The following is a 14,083-nucleotide window of genomic DNA, read 5'->3' as shown; positions in this document are numbered from 1 at the left end:
GAAGGCGGTTGGGTACCCGCGACGCGCACGAACTCCGAATTCGTGTTCCTACCGACGCCAATGAACTTTTGACCGAGCTTCGCATCCGGCTTGGATTGAGTGTGGCCGAAGAGGTGAATAGCCCAGGCGGCACGCTTCAAGCGCCGAGAACTGCCAGGGTGATCGTGAATCGACGTCCTTTCGTAGCTGAACGAATGACCACTTTCGAGTTGCCTTCATTCAGGCTTAATCGACCGCTTCTGGGTTGAAAGCGGTTCCGATAGAGGCGTCGTGGTGGCGGACAGGTTTCCGATCGCCGGTCCCGTGCTAGAAAGAGGCCATGCGCGAAATCTGCAATATCGTGGTGCTGACCGGGGCGGGGTTGTCGGCGGAGTCGGGGATACCGACGTTTCGAACGGTCGGGGGTGTGAACTACTGGGATACGGCGGACGGGACGGCGTACACGATCGAGGAGGTCTGCACGCCCGAGGCGCTCGAGCGCGACGAAGGGCTGGTGCAGCGATTCTATGACGGGCGGCGGGCGGCGCTGGCGGATGTGGCGCCCAATGCGGCGCATCATGCGCTCGCGCGGCTGGCGGCGGAGTGGGACGGCGGGCTGACGATCGTGACGCAGAATGTCGACGATCTGCTGGAGCGCGCGGGCCTGCCGGTGGAGCGGGTGTGGCATATGCACGGGACGCTGCGGTCGGCGCTGTGCCGGGCGTGTGGAGCGCGGACGGCGTGGGACGGGGCGCTGGAGGGCGGGCCGGCCTGTCCGGTGTGCGGGGTCGCGGCGCTCAGGCCGGACATCGTGTTCTTTGGCGAGATGCCGCATCATATGGATGCGATCGAGGCGGCGCTGGCCGATGCGGACCTGTTCGTGTCGATCGGGACGTCGGGGGCGGTCTATCCGGCGGCTGGGTTCGTGCAGACCGCGCGGCATTACGGGGCGCAGACACTGGAGCTGAACCTGGATCCGTCGGCGGGCAGCATCTTCTTCGACGAGACGCGGCTGGGGCGGGCGGGGACGCTGGTGCCGGAGTGGGTCGCGGCGATGCTGGCGGTCGGGGCTTTACGTTAACGGAAAGTTGGGGAACAAGGGGCGGAGAAGAAACGCGACCGATAGGACCCATCCGATGAAGGCCATGCTGTCGATCGCGCCCGGTGGGCCGGAAACGCTGGTGCTGAGCGAGGTGGCGGCGCCGGTCGCGCGGATCGGCGAGCTGCTGGTCGATGTGCGGGCGTGCGCGATCAACTATCCCGACGTGCTGATCATCGAGGACAAGTATCAGATGCGGCCCGAGCGGCCGTTCGCACCGGGGTGCGAGGTGGCGGGCGTCGTCGCCGCGGTGGGGCCGGAGGTCGAGGGCTGGTCGGTGGGCGACCGGGTGGTGGCGACGATCGGGCATGGTGGCCTCGCCGAACAGGTCGCGGTGCCGGCGGCGATGGCCTTTCCGTTGCCGGCGGAGCGGGATTTCGCGGGCGGGGCGGCGCTGCTGCTGACCTATGCCACGACGATCCACGCGCTGCTCGATCGCGGCCGGTTGCGGAGCGGGGAGACGTTGCTGGTGCTGGGGGCCGCCGGTGGCGTCGGGCTGGCGGCGATCGGGCTGGGCAAGGCGCATGGTGCGCGCGTGGTGGCGGCGGTGTCGAGCGAGGCGAAGGCGGACGCGGCGCGGGCGGCGGGGGCGGATGCCGTCGTGGTGTATCCGCGCGCGCCGTTCGACAAGGACCAGTCGAAGGCGGTCGCCGCCATGTTCAAGGCGGCGGTGGGCCCGGGCGGGGCGGACGTGATCTACGATCCGGTCGGTGGCGATTATGCCGAGCCGGCGTTGCGTGCGATCGCGTGGGAAGGGCGGTATCTGGTCGTCGGGTTTCCGGCCGGGATTCCGAAGCTGCCGCTCAACCTGACGCTGCTGAAGAGCTGCGACGTGTGCGGCGTGTTCTGGGGGGCGTTTGCGATGCGCGATCCGGCGGCGAACCGCGCGCATGTCGACACGCTGTTCCGCCTCTGGGCGCAGGGGCGGATCGATCCGGTGGTGACGGAGCGGTTCGCGCTGGCCGATGCGGGCCGCGCGATCGCGAAGCTGGGTTCGCGCGATGCGATCGGGAAGCTGGTGGTGGAGATCGGTTGAGCAGGTGACGTTACGGGTTGGACATGACGGGCGGCATTGCACGGCGGCGGTGCGCGCCCTATCCCGGTGGGTGACGATTGACCGAGGACAAAGCAGCGATGACCACCTTCGACGAGCGCGAGCGCGCAATCGAGACGAAGTTCGCGCGCGACGACGAGATGCAGTTCCGTGTCGTGGCGCGGCGCAACCGCCTGCTAGGCGAATGGGCGGCGGCGCTGATGGGCCTGACCGCGGAGGAGACCGATGCCTATTCCAAGTCGGTGATCCAGGCCGAGTTCGAGGATGCAGGCGACGAGGACGTGGTGCGCAAGTTGCTGGGCGACCTGACCTCGGCCGGCGTCGACATGGACGAGGCGCGGATCCGCGAGGCGTTGAGCGAACGATCGATCGCGGCGCGCCGCCAGTTGATGGAAGCGCAATAATCATGGCGATGACCGAAGCCGATATCACCGCGATGATCGTGGCCGCGATCCCCGATGCGGTGGTGCACATCACCGACCTGGCCGGCGACGGCGACCATTATGCCGCGACCGTGACGGCGGAGAGTTTCCGGGGCCAGAGCCGGATCGCGCAGCAGCGCCGCGTGTACGACGCGCTGGGCGGGCGGATGGGCGGCGTGCTGCACGCGTTGCAACTGAAGACGGGCGTTCCCACCTCCTGATCCTGACATTGCTAGTAGGACTTTAGCCCATGACCGACGACGCCCAGGCCCGTATCGCCACCGCCGTGCAATCCGCCGACGTGCTGCTGTTCATGAAGGGCACGCCGCTGTTCCCGCAATGCGGTTTCTCCAGCCGCGCGATCGCGATCCTCGATCATCTCGGCGTCGAATATGCGACGGTCGACGTGTTGCAGGACCAGGGCATCCGCGCAGGGATCAAGGAGTTTTCGGACTGGCCGACGATTCCGCAGCTGTATGTGAAGGGCGAGTTCGTCGGCGGTTCGGACATCATGATGGAGATGTACGAGGCGGGTGAACTGGCGGAACTGCTGGACGAGAAGAAGGTGGTTCGGGGCTGAGTTCTGCTCCCTCCCCCCTGCCGGGGGGAGGTCGGGGGTGGGGGGCGTGGCTTGGGATGAGGTCATCTCAAGCCACGCCCCCCACCCAACCCTCCCCCCGGTGGGGGGAGGGCTTTTTGGTCGCTCCTTGCCTCCGCCTCTGCCCCTGCCTCAGTCGTAATACCGGCGTAGGCCGGGATCTCGTTCTGGCTTGCGGTTCGGGTTAACCGAAGGGAGATCCCGGCTTTCGCCGGAATGACGGTTTGGGGCTTAGGCTTTGAGCGGGAACTCGCCCGCGCCGCGTACCGGATGAAGGAGCCCGCCATGTCCGCTGTCGCGATCCTGCATCCGCTGGTGCGGCGGCTTACCGCGCCCAATGCTTCGGCTTATACCTTTACCGGGACGCAGACCTATCTGGTCGGGCGCGGCGAGGTGGCCGTGATCGATCCGGGGCCGGCGGATGGTCCCCACGTCGCGGCCATCCTGGCGGCGGCCGCGGGGGAGCGGATCGTGGCGATCGTGTGCACCCATACGCACCGCGACCATAGCCCGGCGGCAGCTTTGTTGAAGGCCGCGACCGGCGCGGCGATTGTCGGGTGTGCGGCACTGGTGCCGGCGGCGGGGGCGGATGGCGGTGTCGATGCCGCTTATGATCTTGAGTATGCGCCGGACCGGGTGCTGGCGGATGGCGACGAGGTTGCCGGCGAGGGCTGGACTTTGCGCGCGCTGGCGACGCCGGGGCATACGTCGAACCATCTCTGCTATGCCTTGCCCGAGGCCGACGCGCTGTTCAGCGGGGACCATGTGATGGGGTGGTCGACGTCGATCGTGTCGCCGCCGGACGGGGACATGGGGGCGTATATGGCCAGCCTGGAGCGGTTGGTCGGGCGCGACGAGCTCGTCTACTGGCCGGGGCATGGCGAGCCGGTCGATCGGCCGCAGCGGCTGGTGCGCGGGATGCTGGGGCACCGCAAACAGCGTGAGGGACAGATCCTGCGGCGGCTGGGCGATACGCCGGCGACCATCGCGGAACTGGTCGCGACGATGTATGCCGGGCTGGACGAAAAGCTGCGCGGTGCGGCGGCGCGGTCGGTGCTGGCGCATCTAGTTGACCTGGAGCGGCGCGGGATGGTGATCGGAGGTGAGACTTGGGCGAGGACGGTCTGAAGGCATCTCCGCGCGGACTGGTTCAGAGCTGGGCGATCGGGATCGCGGTGATCGTACTGGCCGTCGCCGCGGGGCTGATCGGCTATCGCTATTATATCAGCCGCTACGAGGTGCAGACCGACGATGGCGGGCGCGCGGTGGCGGAAGCGGTGGTGACGTCGTTCACGCCGATGGGCGACCTGCGCGTGTCGCGGATTGGCGGGATCGCGCAGAGCGTGGCGTCCGATACGCGGATGGGCGGGATGCTGGTGTCGAACCGCGTGATGAAGGCGCCGTTCGAGGCGAGCTACTTCGTCGACCTGTCGCGGCTCGACCGGCGGGATTATCGGTGGGATGCGCGGAGCCGCACGCTGATCGTGACCGTGCCCGACGTGCGGGTCGATGCGGTGAATGTCGACGAATCGCGTATGACGGTGGACCGGACGAGCGGGTTGTTCGTGTCGCGTGCGGCGATGGCGGCGTTGCAGAAGCAGGCATCGGCCGGCGCGCAGGCGGTGGCGCGGCGCGAGGCGAACAAGCCCGAACGGCTGGCGGCGGCGCGGCGCAACGGGCGCGCGCAGATCGCGGCGCTGCTGGTGCGGCCGCTGCGCATCGCGGGCGTCGATGCGACGGTGCGCGTGCGGTACGAGGGCGAGCCGGGCGGGGACGATGCGCAGTTGGACCGGAGCCGGTCCATCGCGGAGATCCTCGCGCTGCCGTGATCGACACGGCGCAATCCGGCACCTGACAAGACCGTTCGGACCTACTATCTGCTTCTCCCGAGGAGAAGCGGGATGAATGCACCGACCACCAGCCTGGCAGGACTGGACCTGCGGGCCGAGATCGATCGGTTGCGCAAGGACCGCAACGCCGTGATCCTGGCGCATTATTACCAGGATCCGGAGATCCAGGACCTGGCGGACTTCGTCGGGGACAGTCTGGACCTGTCGTCCAAGGCGGCGTCGACCGATGCGGACGTCATCGCGTTCTGCGGCGTGCGGTTCATGGCGGAGGTCGCCAAGATCCTGAGCCCGCAGAAGACCGTGATCCTGCCCGACATGGATGCCGGGTGCAGCCTGGAGGACAGCTGCCCGCCCGAGCAGTTCGCGGCGTTCCGCGCGGCGCATCCCGACCATATCGCGCTGACGTACATCAACTGTTCGGCGGCGGTGAAGGCGCACAGCGACATCATCGTGACGTCGTCGTCGGCGGAAAAGATCCTGGCGCAGCTGCCGATGGACCAGAAGATCATCTTCGCGCCCGACAAGAACCTGGGCGCGTATTTCAACCGCAAGACCGGGCGCGACATGCTGTTGTGGCCGGGCGCGTGCATCGTGCACGAGGCGTTTTCCGAGACCGAACTGCTGAAGCTGAAGGCGCTGAACCCCGGTGCGCCGGTGGCGGCGCATCCGGAATGCCCGGCCTATATCCTCGACCATGCCGACCAGGTCGGGTCGACGCGCGCGATCCTGGAGTTCGCGCTGTCGAGCCCGGCGCAGACGATCATCGTCGCGACCGAACCGCATATCATCCACCAGATGCAGAAGGCGGCGCCGCACAAGACGTTCATCGGGGCGCCGGGGGCGGACGGGAACTGCAACTGCAATATGTGCCCGTACATGGCGCTGAATACGCTGGAGAAGCTGTACGTCGCGCTGCGTGACCTTGAGCCGCGGATCGAGATCGACGAGGCGACGCGGTTGCGGGCGAAGGCGCCGCTGGACCGGATGCTGGCGATGGCCGCTGGATCTGTGGGGCGCGGGGATCTGGGGATTGCGCGGGTGACGGGGGACTGAGCGTACCCCCCTCTTTTTCAAGGGAGGGGTTGGGGGTGGGTGGTCGCTGGTCGTTGTCGCGACGTTGCATTTGGGGTGCTGTTGCACCCACCCCCAACCCCCTCCCTTGAAAAGGAGGGGGCTTTTCTGTTCCTCTTGTTGCGGACGTTGCGCATGACCTTTTCCCTTTCCGGTTTCGATCTCGATGCGTTCGTCGCGGCGACGTTGGCGGAGGATGTTGGGTCGGGGGACGTGACGTCGGCGGCGGTGATTCCGGCGGAGGCGCAGTTCTCCGGCGTGATGGCGGCGCGGGATCCGGTCACTGTGGCGGGATTGCCGATCGCGGCGGCGTTTTTCCGGGCGCTGGATCCGGATGTGACGATCGAGATCGTTGCCGAGGAGGGCGCGCAGGTCGAGGCGGGCGCGGTGCTGATGCGGTTGCAGGGCCGTGCGCGGGCGCTGCTGACGGCGGAGCGGGCGGCGTTGAATACGGTGCAGCATCTGTCGGGAATCGCGACGATGACGCGCGGTTATGTCGATGCGATCCGGGGAACCGGCGCGACGTTGCTCGATACGCGCAAGACGATCCCGGGGCTGCGTGTTCTGGAGAAGTACGCGACGCGGACGGGGGGGGCGACCAACCACCGCATGGGCCTGTGGGACGCGGCGATGATCAAGGACAATCATGTCGCGGTGGCGGGCGACATCGGGGAGGCGGTGCGGCGCGCGGTGGCGGCCGGGATCGCGCGGATCATCGTGGAGGTGGACCGCGCCGAGCAGATCGAACCGGCGCTGGCGGCGGGCGCGACGCACCTGCTGCTCGACAATATGGACCCGGCGACGTTGCGCGCGGCGGTGGGGCAGGTGGCAGGGCGCGTGCCCACCGAGGCATCGGGCGGCGTGCGGCTGGACACGATCGCGGCGATCGCGGCGTCGGGCGTCGACTATGTCTCGGTCGGGCGGCTGACGCAGTCGGCACCGGCGGCGGATATCGGGCTGGACTTCACCGCGGTCTGAGCCCCTTGCGGGTGGGGGCGTGTGCGTTAAGCTGCGCCCCGATCCAAGGGGGGAAGACATGCGACCGAAATCCATCGTGCAGTTCGAATATGTGTACATCGCCGCGCTGCTGCTCGGCATCGTGGCGACCTATCTGATGGCGGGGCAGACCGCGGCGTTGATGCAGATGAACGGCATGCCGGTGTCGGAAGGCGCGCTGATCACGATCCAGTGGGTGATGGCCGCGATCCTGGCAGGCATCGCGCTGCTGGCGTCGCGCAAGGCGAGCAACGTGGCGCGCTGGATCGTCATCGTGCTGTGTGGCCTTGCGGTCGTGTCGTTCCTGTTCTCGGTGCAGAACCTGTCGGCGATGGGGTCGGTCTCGATCCTGGCGGTGTCGCAGTTCGTGCTGTCGATCGTGGTGATCTACCTGCTGTTCCGGCCGGATGCGAAGGCGTGGTTTGCGGGCGTGCGCGGGTGATGCGGCGGGCGTTGCTTGCGGTTGCGATCGCCCTGATGCCCGGCGTGGCGGCGGCGCAGGCGGTGTCGTGCCGCGTGCCGGCGGAGGTGGAGACGCCGCGGCCGGACTTGCCATCCGAAAGCCAGCCGCAGCGGCTGCTGCCGATCGCGAGCTATACGCTGGCGATCACCTGGTCGCCGGAATATTGCCGCGCGAAGAAGTCGAGCGCGCGCGATGCGTTCCAGTGTGGGGGCACGCGGCCGAAGTTCGGCTTCACGCTGCACGGCCTGTGGCCGGACGGGGCGGGCAAGGAATGGCCGCAATATTGCCGGGCGACGGCGGTGCTGCCGAAGCCGGTGGTGCGCGCCAACCTGTGCGCGACGCCGTCGGCGCAGCTGTTGCAGCATGAATGAGCCAAGCACGGGACGTGCATGACGACGCGGCCGACGGATTATTTCGCGCAGTCGGGGCGGTTGTACGGCGCGCTGCGCTATCCGGACATGAACGCGCTGTCGCGGCGGAGCCTGACCGCGGGCGGGTTTGCGCAGGCGTTTGCGGCGGTCAATCCGGGGATGCGGGCGGAGATGATGCGCGTGACGGCCACGCGGAACGGGTGGCTGGACGAGGTGTGGATCTGCCTGTCGCGTGCGTACCGGCCGGTGGCGTGTCCGGCGCATCAGGGCGGGCTGGCGATGAACGCGCCGCTGCGGATCTGGCGCGGCGGGGGCGGTAGGGCGCGTCAGGGGGCGTGAGTTCGTACGGGGCGGCTTCGCTGCCCCGGCCCGTGTCAGGATTTCGAAAGCGGCGCTGCGTCGACCACCACGGTGGCCGGGTGATGCTTGTCGAGATGGCGGCGAATGATGGCCAGGTTGCGCGTGTTGGAGCGGAAGGCGAAATCGAACAGGTCGCCGACCACCGGGATCGCGCCGATCGCGGTGTCGAAGCCGACATTGCCCATCATGCGCGCAAGCTGCCATTTCGACATGCCGAGGTTGCGGGCCTCCCACACAATCCAGGCGCCCATCGCAGCGGTGGCGATGTCACCGACGACGGGCACGAGGCCGAGCAGCGCGTCCATGCCGACCTTGCGGTTGATGCCGGGGATGGTGAAGGCGCGTTCGAGCAGATGTTCGAGCGTTTCCACGCGCAATCGGACGGCGGCGGGATCGCGCCCCATGCCGGGCAGGCCGGACGCCAGCTGATCGATCTGTTCGGGCGAAATTCGCATGGGGCGTCCTAGTCCGGGCTGCGCAACGCATCCAGCGCGTGGATGGCGCGCGGATTGTCGCGGTAGCCGTTGAGGTTGGGGGCGACGAGCGCCCAGCGCAAGGGCGAGGCGATCGCGATGAACACCGCGATATCGGCGAGGCTGCGGTCTGCATCGGCCAGCCGGGCGGCGCGCGTGACGGGATCGCGCGCGGCGCGGGCGGCGGCCAGTGCGGCGTCGGCGCGCTCGCTGCACAGGGGGCTGCGGTCACAGGTGAAGCGGTGGAGGTACCACGCCGCGCTGCCCGACGGGGCGACGCGGTCGACCAGCCGCAGGTCGGCGGGGGCGTCGGTGGCGACCGCGATCGTGTCGATTCCGATGCGCCGCCAGTCCTGCGCGGCGAGCGCGAAGAGCATCCGCCCGCCGGGGCCGGCGGGGATGGCGATGCGGAGTGGGACGGGCTGGACGGCGGGGTTCTGTGCACGCCAGCGGGCGATGGTGTCGGTCGCGAACGCGATCCGTTGAGCCAGCGGTGCTGCGGACCAATCGGGTACGACCGGGTCGGGCAGGTCGTCGCTACCGGTCGGCACGATGCCGGTGCGCGCCGTCCAGCCATCCGCGAACAGCCGGACGATGCGGTCGCGATCGAGCGCGACGGCGAGCGCGAGGCGATTTTCCGGCGCGGACAGGATGCCCTGGTTCGAGACGATGGCGAAGCCGAACAGGCCGGTGGTGGGATCGATGTGGAGCGTGGTCGCCGCGCCACCGTCCGCCCGCGCGATGGCGATGTCGGTGAAGCGGCCGCCGAGCACGACGCCGGCACCGCCCGCCTTGAACCGCGCGACCGCCTTTGCCGCGCGTTCGCCGCGGAGCAGGATGTCGGTGGCGGGGTCGTTGGGTTCGGCCGGGACATCGGCGGGGTCATCGTCCGGCGATGCGGGGGCGTCGGCCGGGCGGACGAGGGTGAGGCGGTCGCCGTCGCGGGTGCGGCGCAGGACGCGGAACGGGCCGGTGCCGCCGGGCGCGCCCTTGTCGAACAACGCGAGCGCCGGCTGGGCGAGGAGGAGCAGCAGGTCCGGGCGCGGGGCGGCGAGGCGGATCTCGACGACCTCGTCGGTGACCGCGACGATTTCGGCGATGGCGGTCAGTTCGGACGCGAGCGGGTTGTCGCTGGCGGGCGCGATCGCGGCGCGGAGCCGGCGTGCGACGGCGGCGGCATCGAGCGCGGCGTCGGAATTGATGCGGAAAGTGTAATAAAGCCCGTCGTCCGAAACGTCCCAGCGAATCGCGAGGCCGGGTTCGATCTGACCCGCCGCGTCGAGCCGGACGAGCCCCTGCGCCACCGCGCCGAGCAGGACCGCATCGGGCGGGGTGTAGCCGCGCCGGCTGGGATCGACGAGCCGGGGGCGTGGACCAATGACGCTGACCGCGACGGGTTCGTCATTCGGCACGTCGCCGCTGGTATCGCACGCGGCCGGCAGCAGCAGGAGGAGCAGGGGGAAATACCGCATTGCCGCTTAACCTAGAGCATCCCGCTGATGGGGCTAGGCTTCTTTTGGTCTGCGACTTCGCGGTTCGTCGACGGGCGTGACGCACGGTGTCTCGAAACGCGCCCTCGGTACGCGCCAGGCGGCGCTAATCGGTCGCTACTCAGCACGAACGGGTGTCGGGTGGGAGGGGGGCCCACCCGCATCCTCACCCCACGAAGGCGCGTTCGATGACGTAGTGGCCGGGGGCGGCGTTGGAGCCTTCGGTGAAGCCGAGGCCGTCGAGGAAGCCGGCGAAGTCCTTTATCATCGCCATGCTGCCGCAAAGCATGATGCGATCCTCGGCGGGGTCGAATTCGCGGCCGCCGGTGAGCGGAGGCACGAACAGCTTGCCCGAGGCGACGAGCGCGTCGATGCGGCCGGTGGTGTGGAAGTCCTCACGCGTGACGGTGGGCACGTAGCCGAGCTGGTCCTGCGCCTGTTCGCCGATCAGCGGGTCGTCGGCGAAAGCAGCTTCCAGTTCGGTGCGGTAGGCGAGGTCGGCGACGCGCCGCACGCTGTGGACGATCACGATTTCTTGGAACTGGTCGTAGATGTCGGGATCGCGCGCGACCGACAGGAACGGCGCGAGGCCCGTGCCGGTCGAGATCAGGAACAGCCGGCGGCCGGGGAGCAACGCGTCGGAGACGAGCGTGCCGGTGGGCTTGCGGCCGAGATAGATCTGGTCGCCGGCCTGAACGTGGCGGAGCTGCGACGTCAGCGGGCCGTCCTCGACCGCGATCGAAAGGAATTCGAGCTCGTCGCTATAGGCCGGGCTGGCGATCGAATAGGCGCGGAGCAACGGCTTGCCCTTCGGCCCCGGCAGCCCGATCATCACGAATTCGCCGGAGCGGAAGCGGAAGCTGGCCGGGCGGCTGATCGCGAAGCTGAACAGATGCTCGTTCCAGTGGCGCACCCACAGGATGTTTTCGACCGACAGCGCGGTGGTGGGTTCGAGCCCGGTCGCCGCAGGGGCGGCAGCGGCGGTGGCGAGGGGGATCGCGGACGGGGCCACGGGATCGGTCATGTCGGTCCTTTTGCCGCAGCGGCGGCGTCGATTGGGTTGGTGGTCCCTTAACGGACGATCCGCGCTTTTGCACCCGAGATGAGGTTGGGGTGGGGAAAGCTGGGGCGTTAGTGTTTCGAACGCCTTGCGGTTTTGAGACCGACAGCACCCGCAGCCGTTTGTCCTGAGTAGGGGCTGAGGCTGCCGAAGACCCGTATTGAAGCATCGGTCCGGACCCATGCTTCGATACGAGCCCTCGTTACGCGCCGAGGGGCGCTACTCGGTCTCTACTCGGCACGAACGGGATTTGGTTTGACAGAGTTGTGTCATGCTGGGCTGCAGCCACAAAGACAGAGGGTGCGGACGGCGGGACTCGAACCCGCACTCCCGAAAGAAACGGATTTTAAGTCCGTCGCGGCTACCGGTTTCGCCACGTCCGCCCGGAAACGCTCCGGCCCCTCGCAGGGATGACCGCATCCGGCGGCCGGGGTCAAGCCCGTCAGACGTTGAGGCGGGTGCGCATGTCCTTGCCGGGTTTGAAATAGGGGACGCGTTTGGCGTCGACCTCGACCGCGTCGCCGGTGCGCGGGTTGCGGCCCTGGCGGGCGGCGCGGGCGCGGGTGGAAAAGGTCCCGAACCCGCGCAGTTCGACGCGGCCGCCGGCGGCGAGCTTGTCCACGATGGCGTCGAACACCAACGTCACGATGCGTTCGATCTCCTGCGTTCCCAGATCCGGATTGGCCTCGTGAAGGCGGGCAACAAGTTCGGACCTGATCATGCGATCTCCCTGGGCCGCGCACGGCATGCAGGGATGCGGAGCGGCGGAACGGGCGGTTCGGACCACCCTGTCTACTTGATCCACGTTATGATCGAAGCCCGGAACGGTCAACGCTGCGGGATCATACGGGCATGTTCGATTTGTACGAAAAAACGAAAAGGGGCGCGGACCTTTCGATCCGCGCCCCCGATCCGCCCGTTCGGGCAATGACGCGATCAGCTGTCTTCGTTGCGCGCCTTGAGAGCGGCACCGAGGATGTCGCCGAGCGAGGCACCCGAGTCGGACGACCCGTACTGCGCCACGGCCTGCTTCTCTTCGGCCATCTGCATGGCCTTGATCGAGAAGTTCGGCTTCTTCGACCGGTCGAAACCGATGACCATCGCATCGAACTTCTGCCCGACCTGGAAACGCTCCGGACGCTGCTCGTCGCGGTCGCGACCCAGATCCGTGCGCTTGATGAAGCCGGTGACGCCGTCGTCGCCCATCTGGACTTCGAGACCGCCGTCGCGAACCTCGAGCACCGTGACCGTGGTCACGACGTTCTTGTTCACGCCGCCCTGCGACGAACCGCCGCCGCTGCTGCCCGAAATCGTACCGGCAGCCGCTGCTGCACCGGCAGCACCGCCGACCGCGACACCGCCGCGCTCGAGCTGCTTGATGCCGAGCGAGATGCGCTCCTTCTCCGGATCGATGTCGAGCACGACAGCCTGGATCGTCTCGCCCTTGTGATGAAGCGCGAGCGCCTCTTCGCCGGTGACGCCCCATGCGATGTCGGACATGTGGACCATGCCGTCGACGTCGCCATCGAGGCCGACGAACAGACCGAATTCGGTGGCGTTCTTGACTTCACCCTCGACGGTCGAACCGACGGGGTGCTGTTCCATGAACGCATCCCACGGGTTGTTGATCGCCTGCTTGAGGCCGAGCGAGATGCGCCGCTTGTCCTGATCGACCTCGAGGATGACCACGTCGACTTCCTGGGAGGTCGAGACGATCTTGCCCGGGTGGACGTTCTTCTTGGTCCAGGACATTTCGGACACGTGGACGAGGCCCTCGATGCCCGGCTCCAGCTCGACGAACGCACCATATTCGGTGATGTTCGTGACGCGGCCGGTGAACTTGCCCTCGATCGGGTACTTGGCGGAGGCACCCTCCCACGGATCGCTTTCGAGCTGCTTCATGCCGAGCGAGATGCGCTGCGTGTCCTTGTTGATGCGGATGATCTGGACCTTCAGCGTATCGCCGATGTTGATCATCTCGCTCGGGTGGCCGACGCGCTTGTAGCTGAGATCGGTCACGTGGAGCAGGCCGTCGATGCCGCCGAGGTCGACGAACGCACCGTAATCGGTGATGTTCTTCACGACGCCTTCGATCACCTGACCCTCGGCCAGCGACTGGATGAGGCCGGTGCGCTGTTCGGCGCGGGTCTCTTCCAGGATGGCGCGACGCGACACGACGATGTTGCCGCGGCGACGATCCATCTTGAGGATCTGGAACGGCTGCGGAATGTCCATCAGCGGGGTGACGTCGCGCACGGGGCGGATGTCGACCTGCGAACCGGGCAGGAAGGCCACGGCACCGGACAGGTCGACCGTGAAGCCGCCCTTGACCCGACCGAAGATGACACCTTCGACGCGCGCGGTGGTGGAGAATTCGGCTTCCAGCTTGTCCCAGGCGGCTTCGCGGCGGGCGCGGTCACGCGACAGCATCGCTTCGCCGTGGACGTTCTCGACGCGGTCGACATAGACCTCGACGGTGTCGCCGATCGCGAGTTCGGCCTTCTGGCCCGGTGCGGCGAATTCGCTGAGGCGGACGCGACCTTCGGACTTCAGCCCGACGTCGATGACGGCCATGTCGTTTTCGATGCCGGTGACGGTGCCCTTGACGACGCGGCCTTCGAAGCCTTCGTTCTCGCCGCCGAGCGTTTCGTTGAGGAGCGCCGCGAAATCATCGCGTGTCGGGTTTGCCGCAGTGGCCATAAAGAGGAATTTCCTGAGTCTAGGTTCGGCCGTCCGGGAAGAATCCGGAGGACTTTGGAAGGCCGTATTGCCGCGACGACCCCATGCCGGCACAGCA

15 protein-coding genes, 1 tRNA gene and 1 pseudogene are annotated in these 14,083 nt (G+C 67.8%); 11 read left to right on the top strand and 6 right to left on the bottom strand.

The features are described 5' to 3' along the window. The first annotated feature begins 319 nt into the window (after nucleotides 1–319). The 11 genes and pseudogenes from IEX50_RS08435 (at nucleotide 320) to IEX50_RS08385 (ending at nucleotide 8,242) form a co-directional block, all read left to right on the top strand. Nucleotides 320–1,060, top strand: a complete 741-nt coding sequence (locus tag IEX50_RS08435) for an NAD-dependent deacylase (protein ID WP_157174752.1) — start codon at nucleotides 320–322, stop codon at nucleotides 1,058–1,060. Between the two features lie 55 nt (nucleotides 1,061–1,115). Next, complete coding sequence (locus IEX50_RS08430) at nucleotides 1,116–2,114, top strand: NADPH:quinone oxidoreductase family protein (RefSeq protein ID WP_184075126.1); 999 nt, start codon at nucleotides 1,116–1,118, stop codon at nucleotides 2,112–2,114. Between the two features lie 98 nt (nucleotides 2,115–2,212). After that, the gene (locus IEX50_RS08425; RefSeq protein ID WP_157174753.1) at nucleotides 2,213–2,536 is read left to right on the top strand and encodes a DUF1476 domain-containing protein; all 324 of its coding nucleotides are present in this window, start codon (nucleotides 2,213–2,215) and stop codon (nucleotides 2,534–2,536) included. A 2-nt stretch (nucleotides 2,537–2,538) separates the two neighbouring features. Beyond that, complete coding sequence (locus IEX50_RS08420; protein ID WP_157174754.1) at nucleotides 2,539–2,775, top strand: BolA/IbaG family iron-sulfur metabolism protein; 237 nt, start codon at nucleotides 2,539–2,541, stop codon at nucleotides 2,773–2,775. Between the two features lie 29 nt (nucleotides 2,776–2,804). Then, nucleotides 2,805–3,134, top strand: coding sequence for a Grx4 family monothiol glutaredoxin (gene grxD / locus IEX50_RS08415; RefSeq protein ID WP_157174755.1), 330 nt, complete (start codon nucleotides 2,805–2,807; stop codon nucleotides 3,132–3,134). 303 nt (nucleotides 3,135–3,437) lie between these two features. Then, nucleotides 3,438–4,280: an MBL fold metallo-hydrolase gene (locus IEX50_RS08410; RefSeq protein ID WP_229673823.1), complete on the top strand. Its 843-nt coding sequence runs from the start codon at nucleotides 3,438–3,440 to the stop codon at nucleotides 4,278–4,280. Continuing rightward, nucleotides 4,262–4,981: a DUF4230 domain-containing protein gene (locus tag IEX50_RS08405; RefSeq protein WP_157174757.1), complete on the top strand. Its 720-nt coding sequence runs from the start codon at nucleotides 4,262–4,264 to the stop codon at nucleotides 4,979–4,981. The genes IEX50_RS08410 and IEX50_RS08405 overlap by 19 nt, the downstream gene beginning before the upstream one ends. Nucleotides 4,982–5,053: 72 nt before the next feature. Continuing rightward, nucleotides 5,054–6,055, top strand: coding sequence for a quinolinate synthase NadA (nadA, locus tag IEX50_RS08400; RefSeq protein WP_157174758.1), 1,002 nt, complete (start codon nucleotides 5,054–5,056; stop codon nucleotides 6,053–6,055). A 153-nt stretch (nucleotides 6,056–6,208) separates the two neighbouring features. Continuing rightward, nucleotides 6,209–7,051 carry a carboxylating nicotinate-nucleotide diphosphorylase gene (nadC, locus tag IEX50_RS08395; RefSeq protein WP_157174759.1) on the top strand — a complete coding sequence of 281 codons (843 nt, stop codon included), beginning with the start codon at nucleotides 6,209–6,211 and terminating at the stop codon, nucleotides 7,049–7,051. 58 nt (nucleotides 7,052–7,109) lie between these two features. Beyond that, nucleotides 7,110–7,511 (top strand): hypothetical protein, encoded by a 402-nt coding sequence (locus IEX50_RS08390; RefSeq protein ID WP_157174760.1) that lies wholly within the window; start codon nucleotides 7,110–7,112, stop codon nucleotides 7,509–7,511. Next, nucleotides 7,511–8,242, top strand: a pseudogene (locus IEX50_RS08385) (ribonuclease T2 family protein). The gene IEX50_RS08390 and the pseudogene IEX50_RS08385 overlap by 1 nt, the downstream one beginning before the upstream one ends. A gap of 35 nt (nucleotides 8,243–8,277) precedes the next feature. Here the strand turns inward: IEX50_RS08385 and IEX50_RS08380 are convergent. From IEX50_RS08380 to rpsA, 6 genes are all read right to left on the bottom strand, one after another. Beyond that, nucleotides 8,278–8,718 (bottom strand): DUF4112 domain-containing protein, encoded by a 441-nt coding sequence (locus IEX50_RS08380; protein WP_157174761.1) that lies wholly within the window; start codon nucleotides 8,716–8,718, stop codon nucleotides 8,278–8,280. Nucleotides 8,719–8,726: 8 nt separating this feature from the next. Then, the gene (locus IEX50_RS08375; RefSeq protein ID WP_157174762.1) at nucleotides 8,727–10,208 is read right to left on the bottom strand and encodes an ABC transporter substrate-binding protein; all 1,482 of its coding nucleotides are present in this window, start codon (nucleotides 10,206–10,208) and stop codon (nucleotides 8,727–8,729) included. Between the two features lie 184 nt (nucleotides 10,209–10,392). Continuing rightward, a complete protein-coding gene (locus IEX50_RS08370; RefSeq protein WP_157174763.1) occupies nucleotides 10,393–11,250 on the bottom strand; it encodes a ferredoxin--NADP reductase in 858 nt (285 codons plus the stop codon). A gap of 337 nt (nucleotides 11,251–11,587) precedes the next feature. After that, a tRNA-Leu gene (locus IEX50_RS08365) sits at nucleotides 11,588–11,669 on the bottom strand. A 59-nt stretch (nucleotides 11,670–11,728) separates the two neighbouring features. Further along, the gene (locus IEX50_RS08360) at nucleotides 11,729–12,007 is read right to left on the bottom strand and encodes an integration host factor subunit beta (RefSeq protein WP_157174764.1); all 279 of its coding nucleotides are present in this window, start codon (nucleotides 12,005–12,007) and stop codon (nucleotides 11,729–11,731) included. A 215-nt stretch (nucleotides 12,008–12,222) separates the two neighbouring features. Next, nucleotides 12,223–13,986 carry a 30S ribosomal protein S1 gene (gene rpsA, locus IEX50_RS08355; RefSeq protein WP_157174765.1) on the bottom strand — a complete coding sequence of 588 codons (1,764 nt, stop codon included), beginning with the start codon at nucleotides 13,984–13,986 and terminating at the stop codon, nucleotides 12,223–12,225. Nucleotides 13,987–14,083 lie beyond the last annotated feature (97 nt).

This window comes from Sphingomonas prati (assembly GCF_014643515.1).
Classification (GTDB): Bacteria; Pseudomonadota; Alphaproteobacteria; order Sphingomonadales; family Sphingomonadaceae; genus Sphingomonas_R; species Sphingomonas_R prati.
The sequence above is the reverse complement of the archived record's forward strand: the minus strand, read 5'-3'. Positions and strand labels throughout refer to the sequence as shown.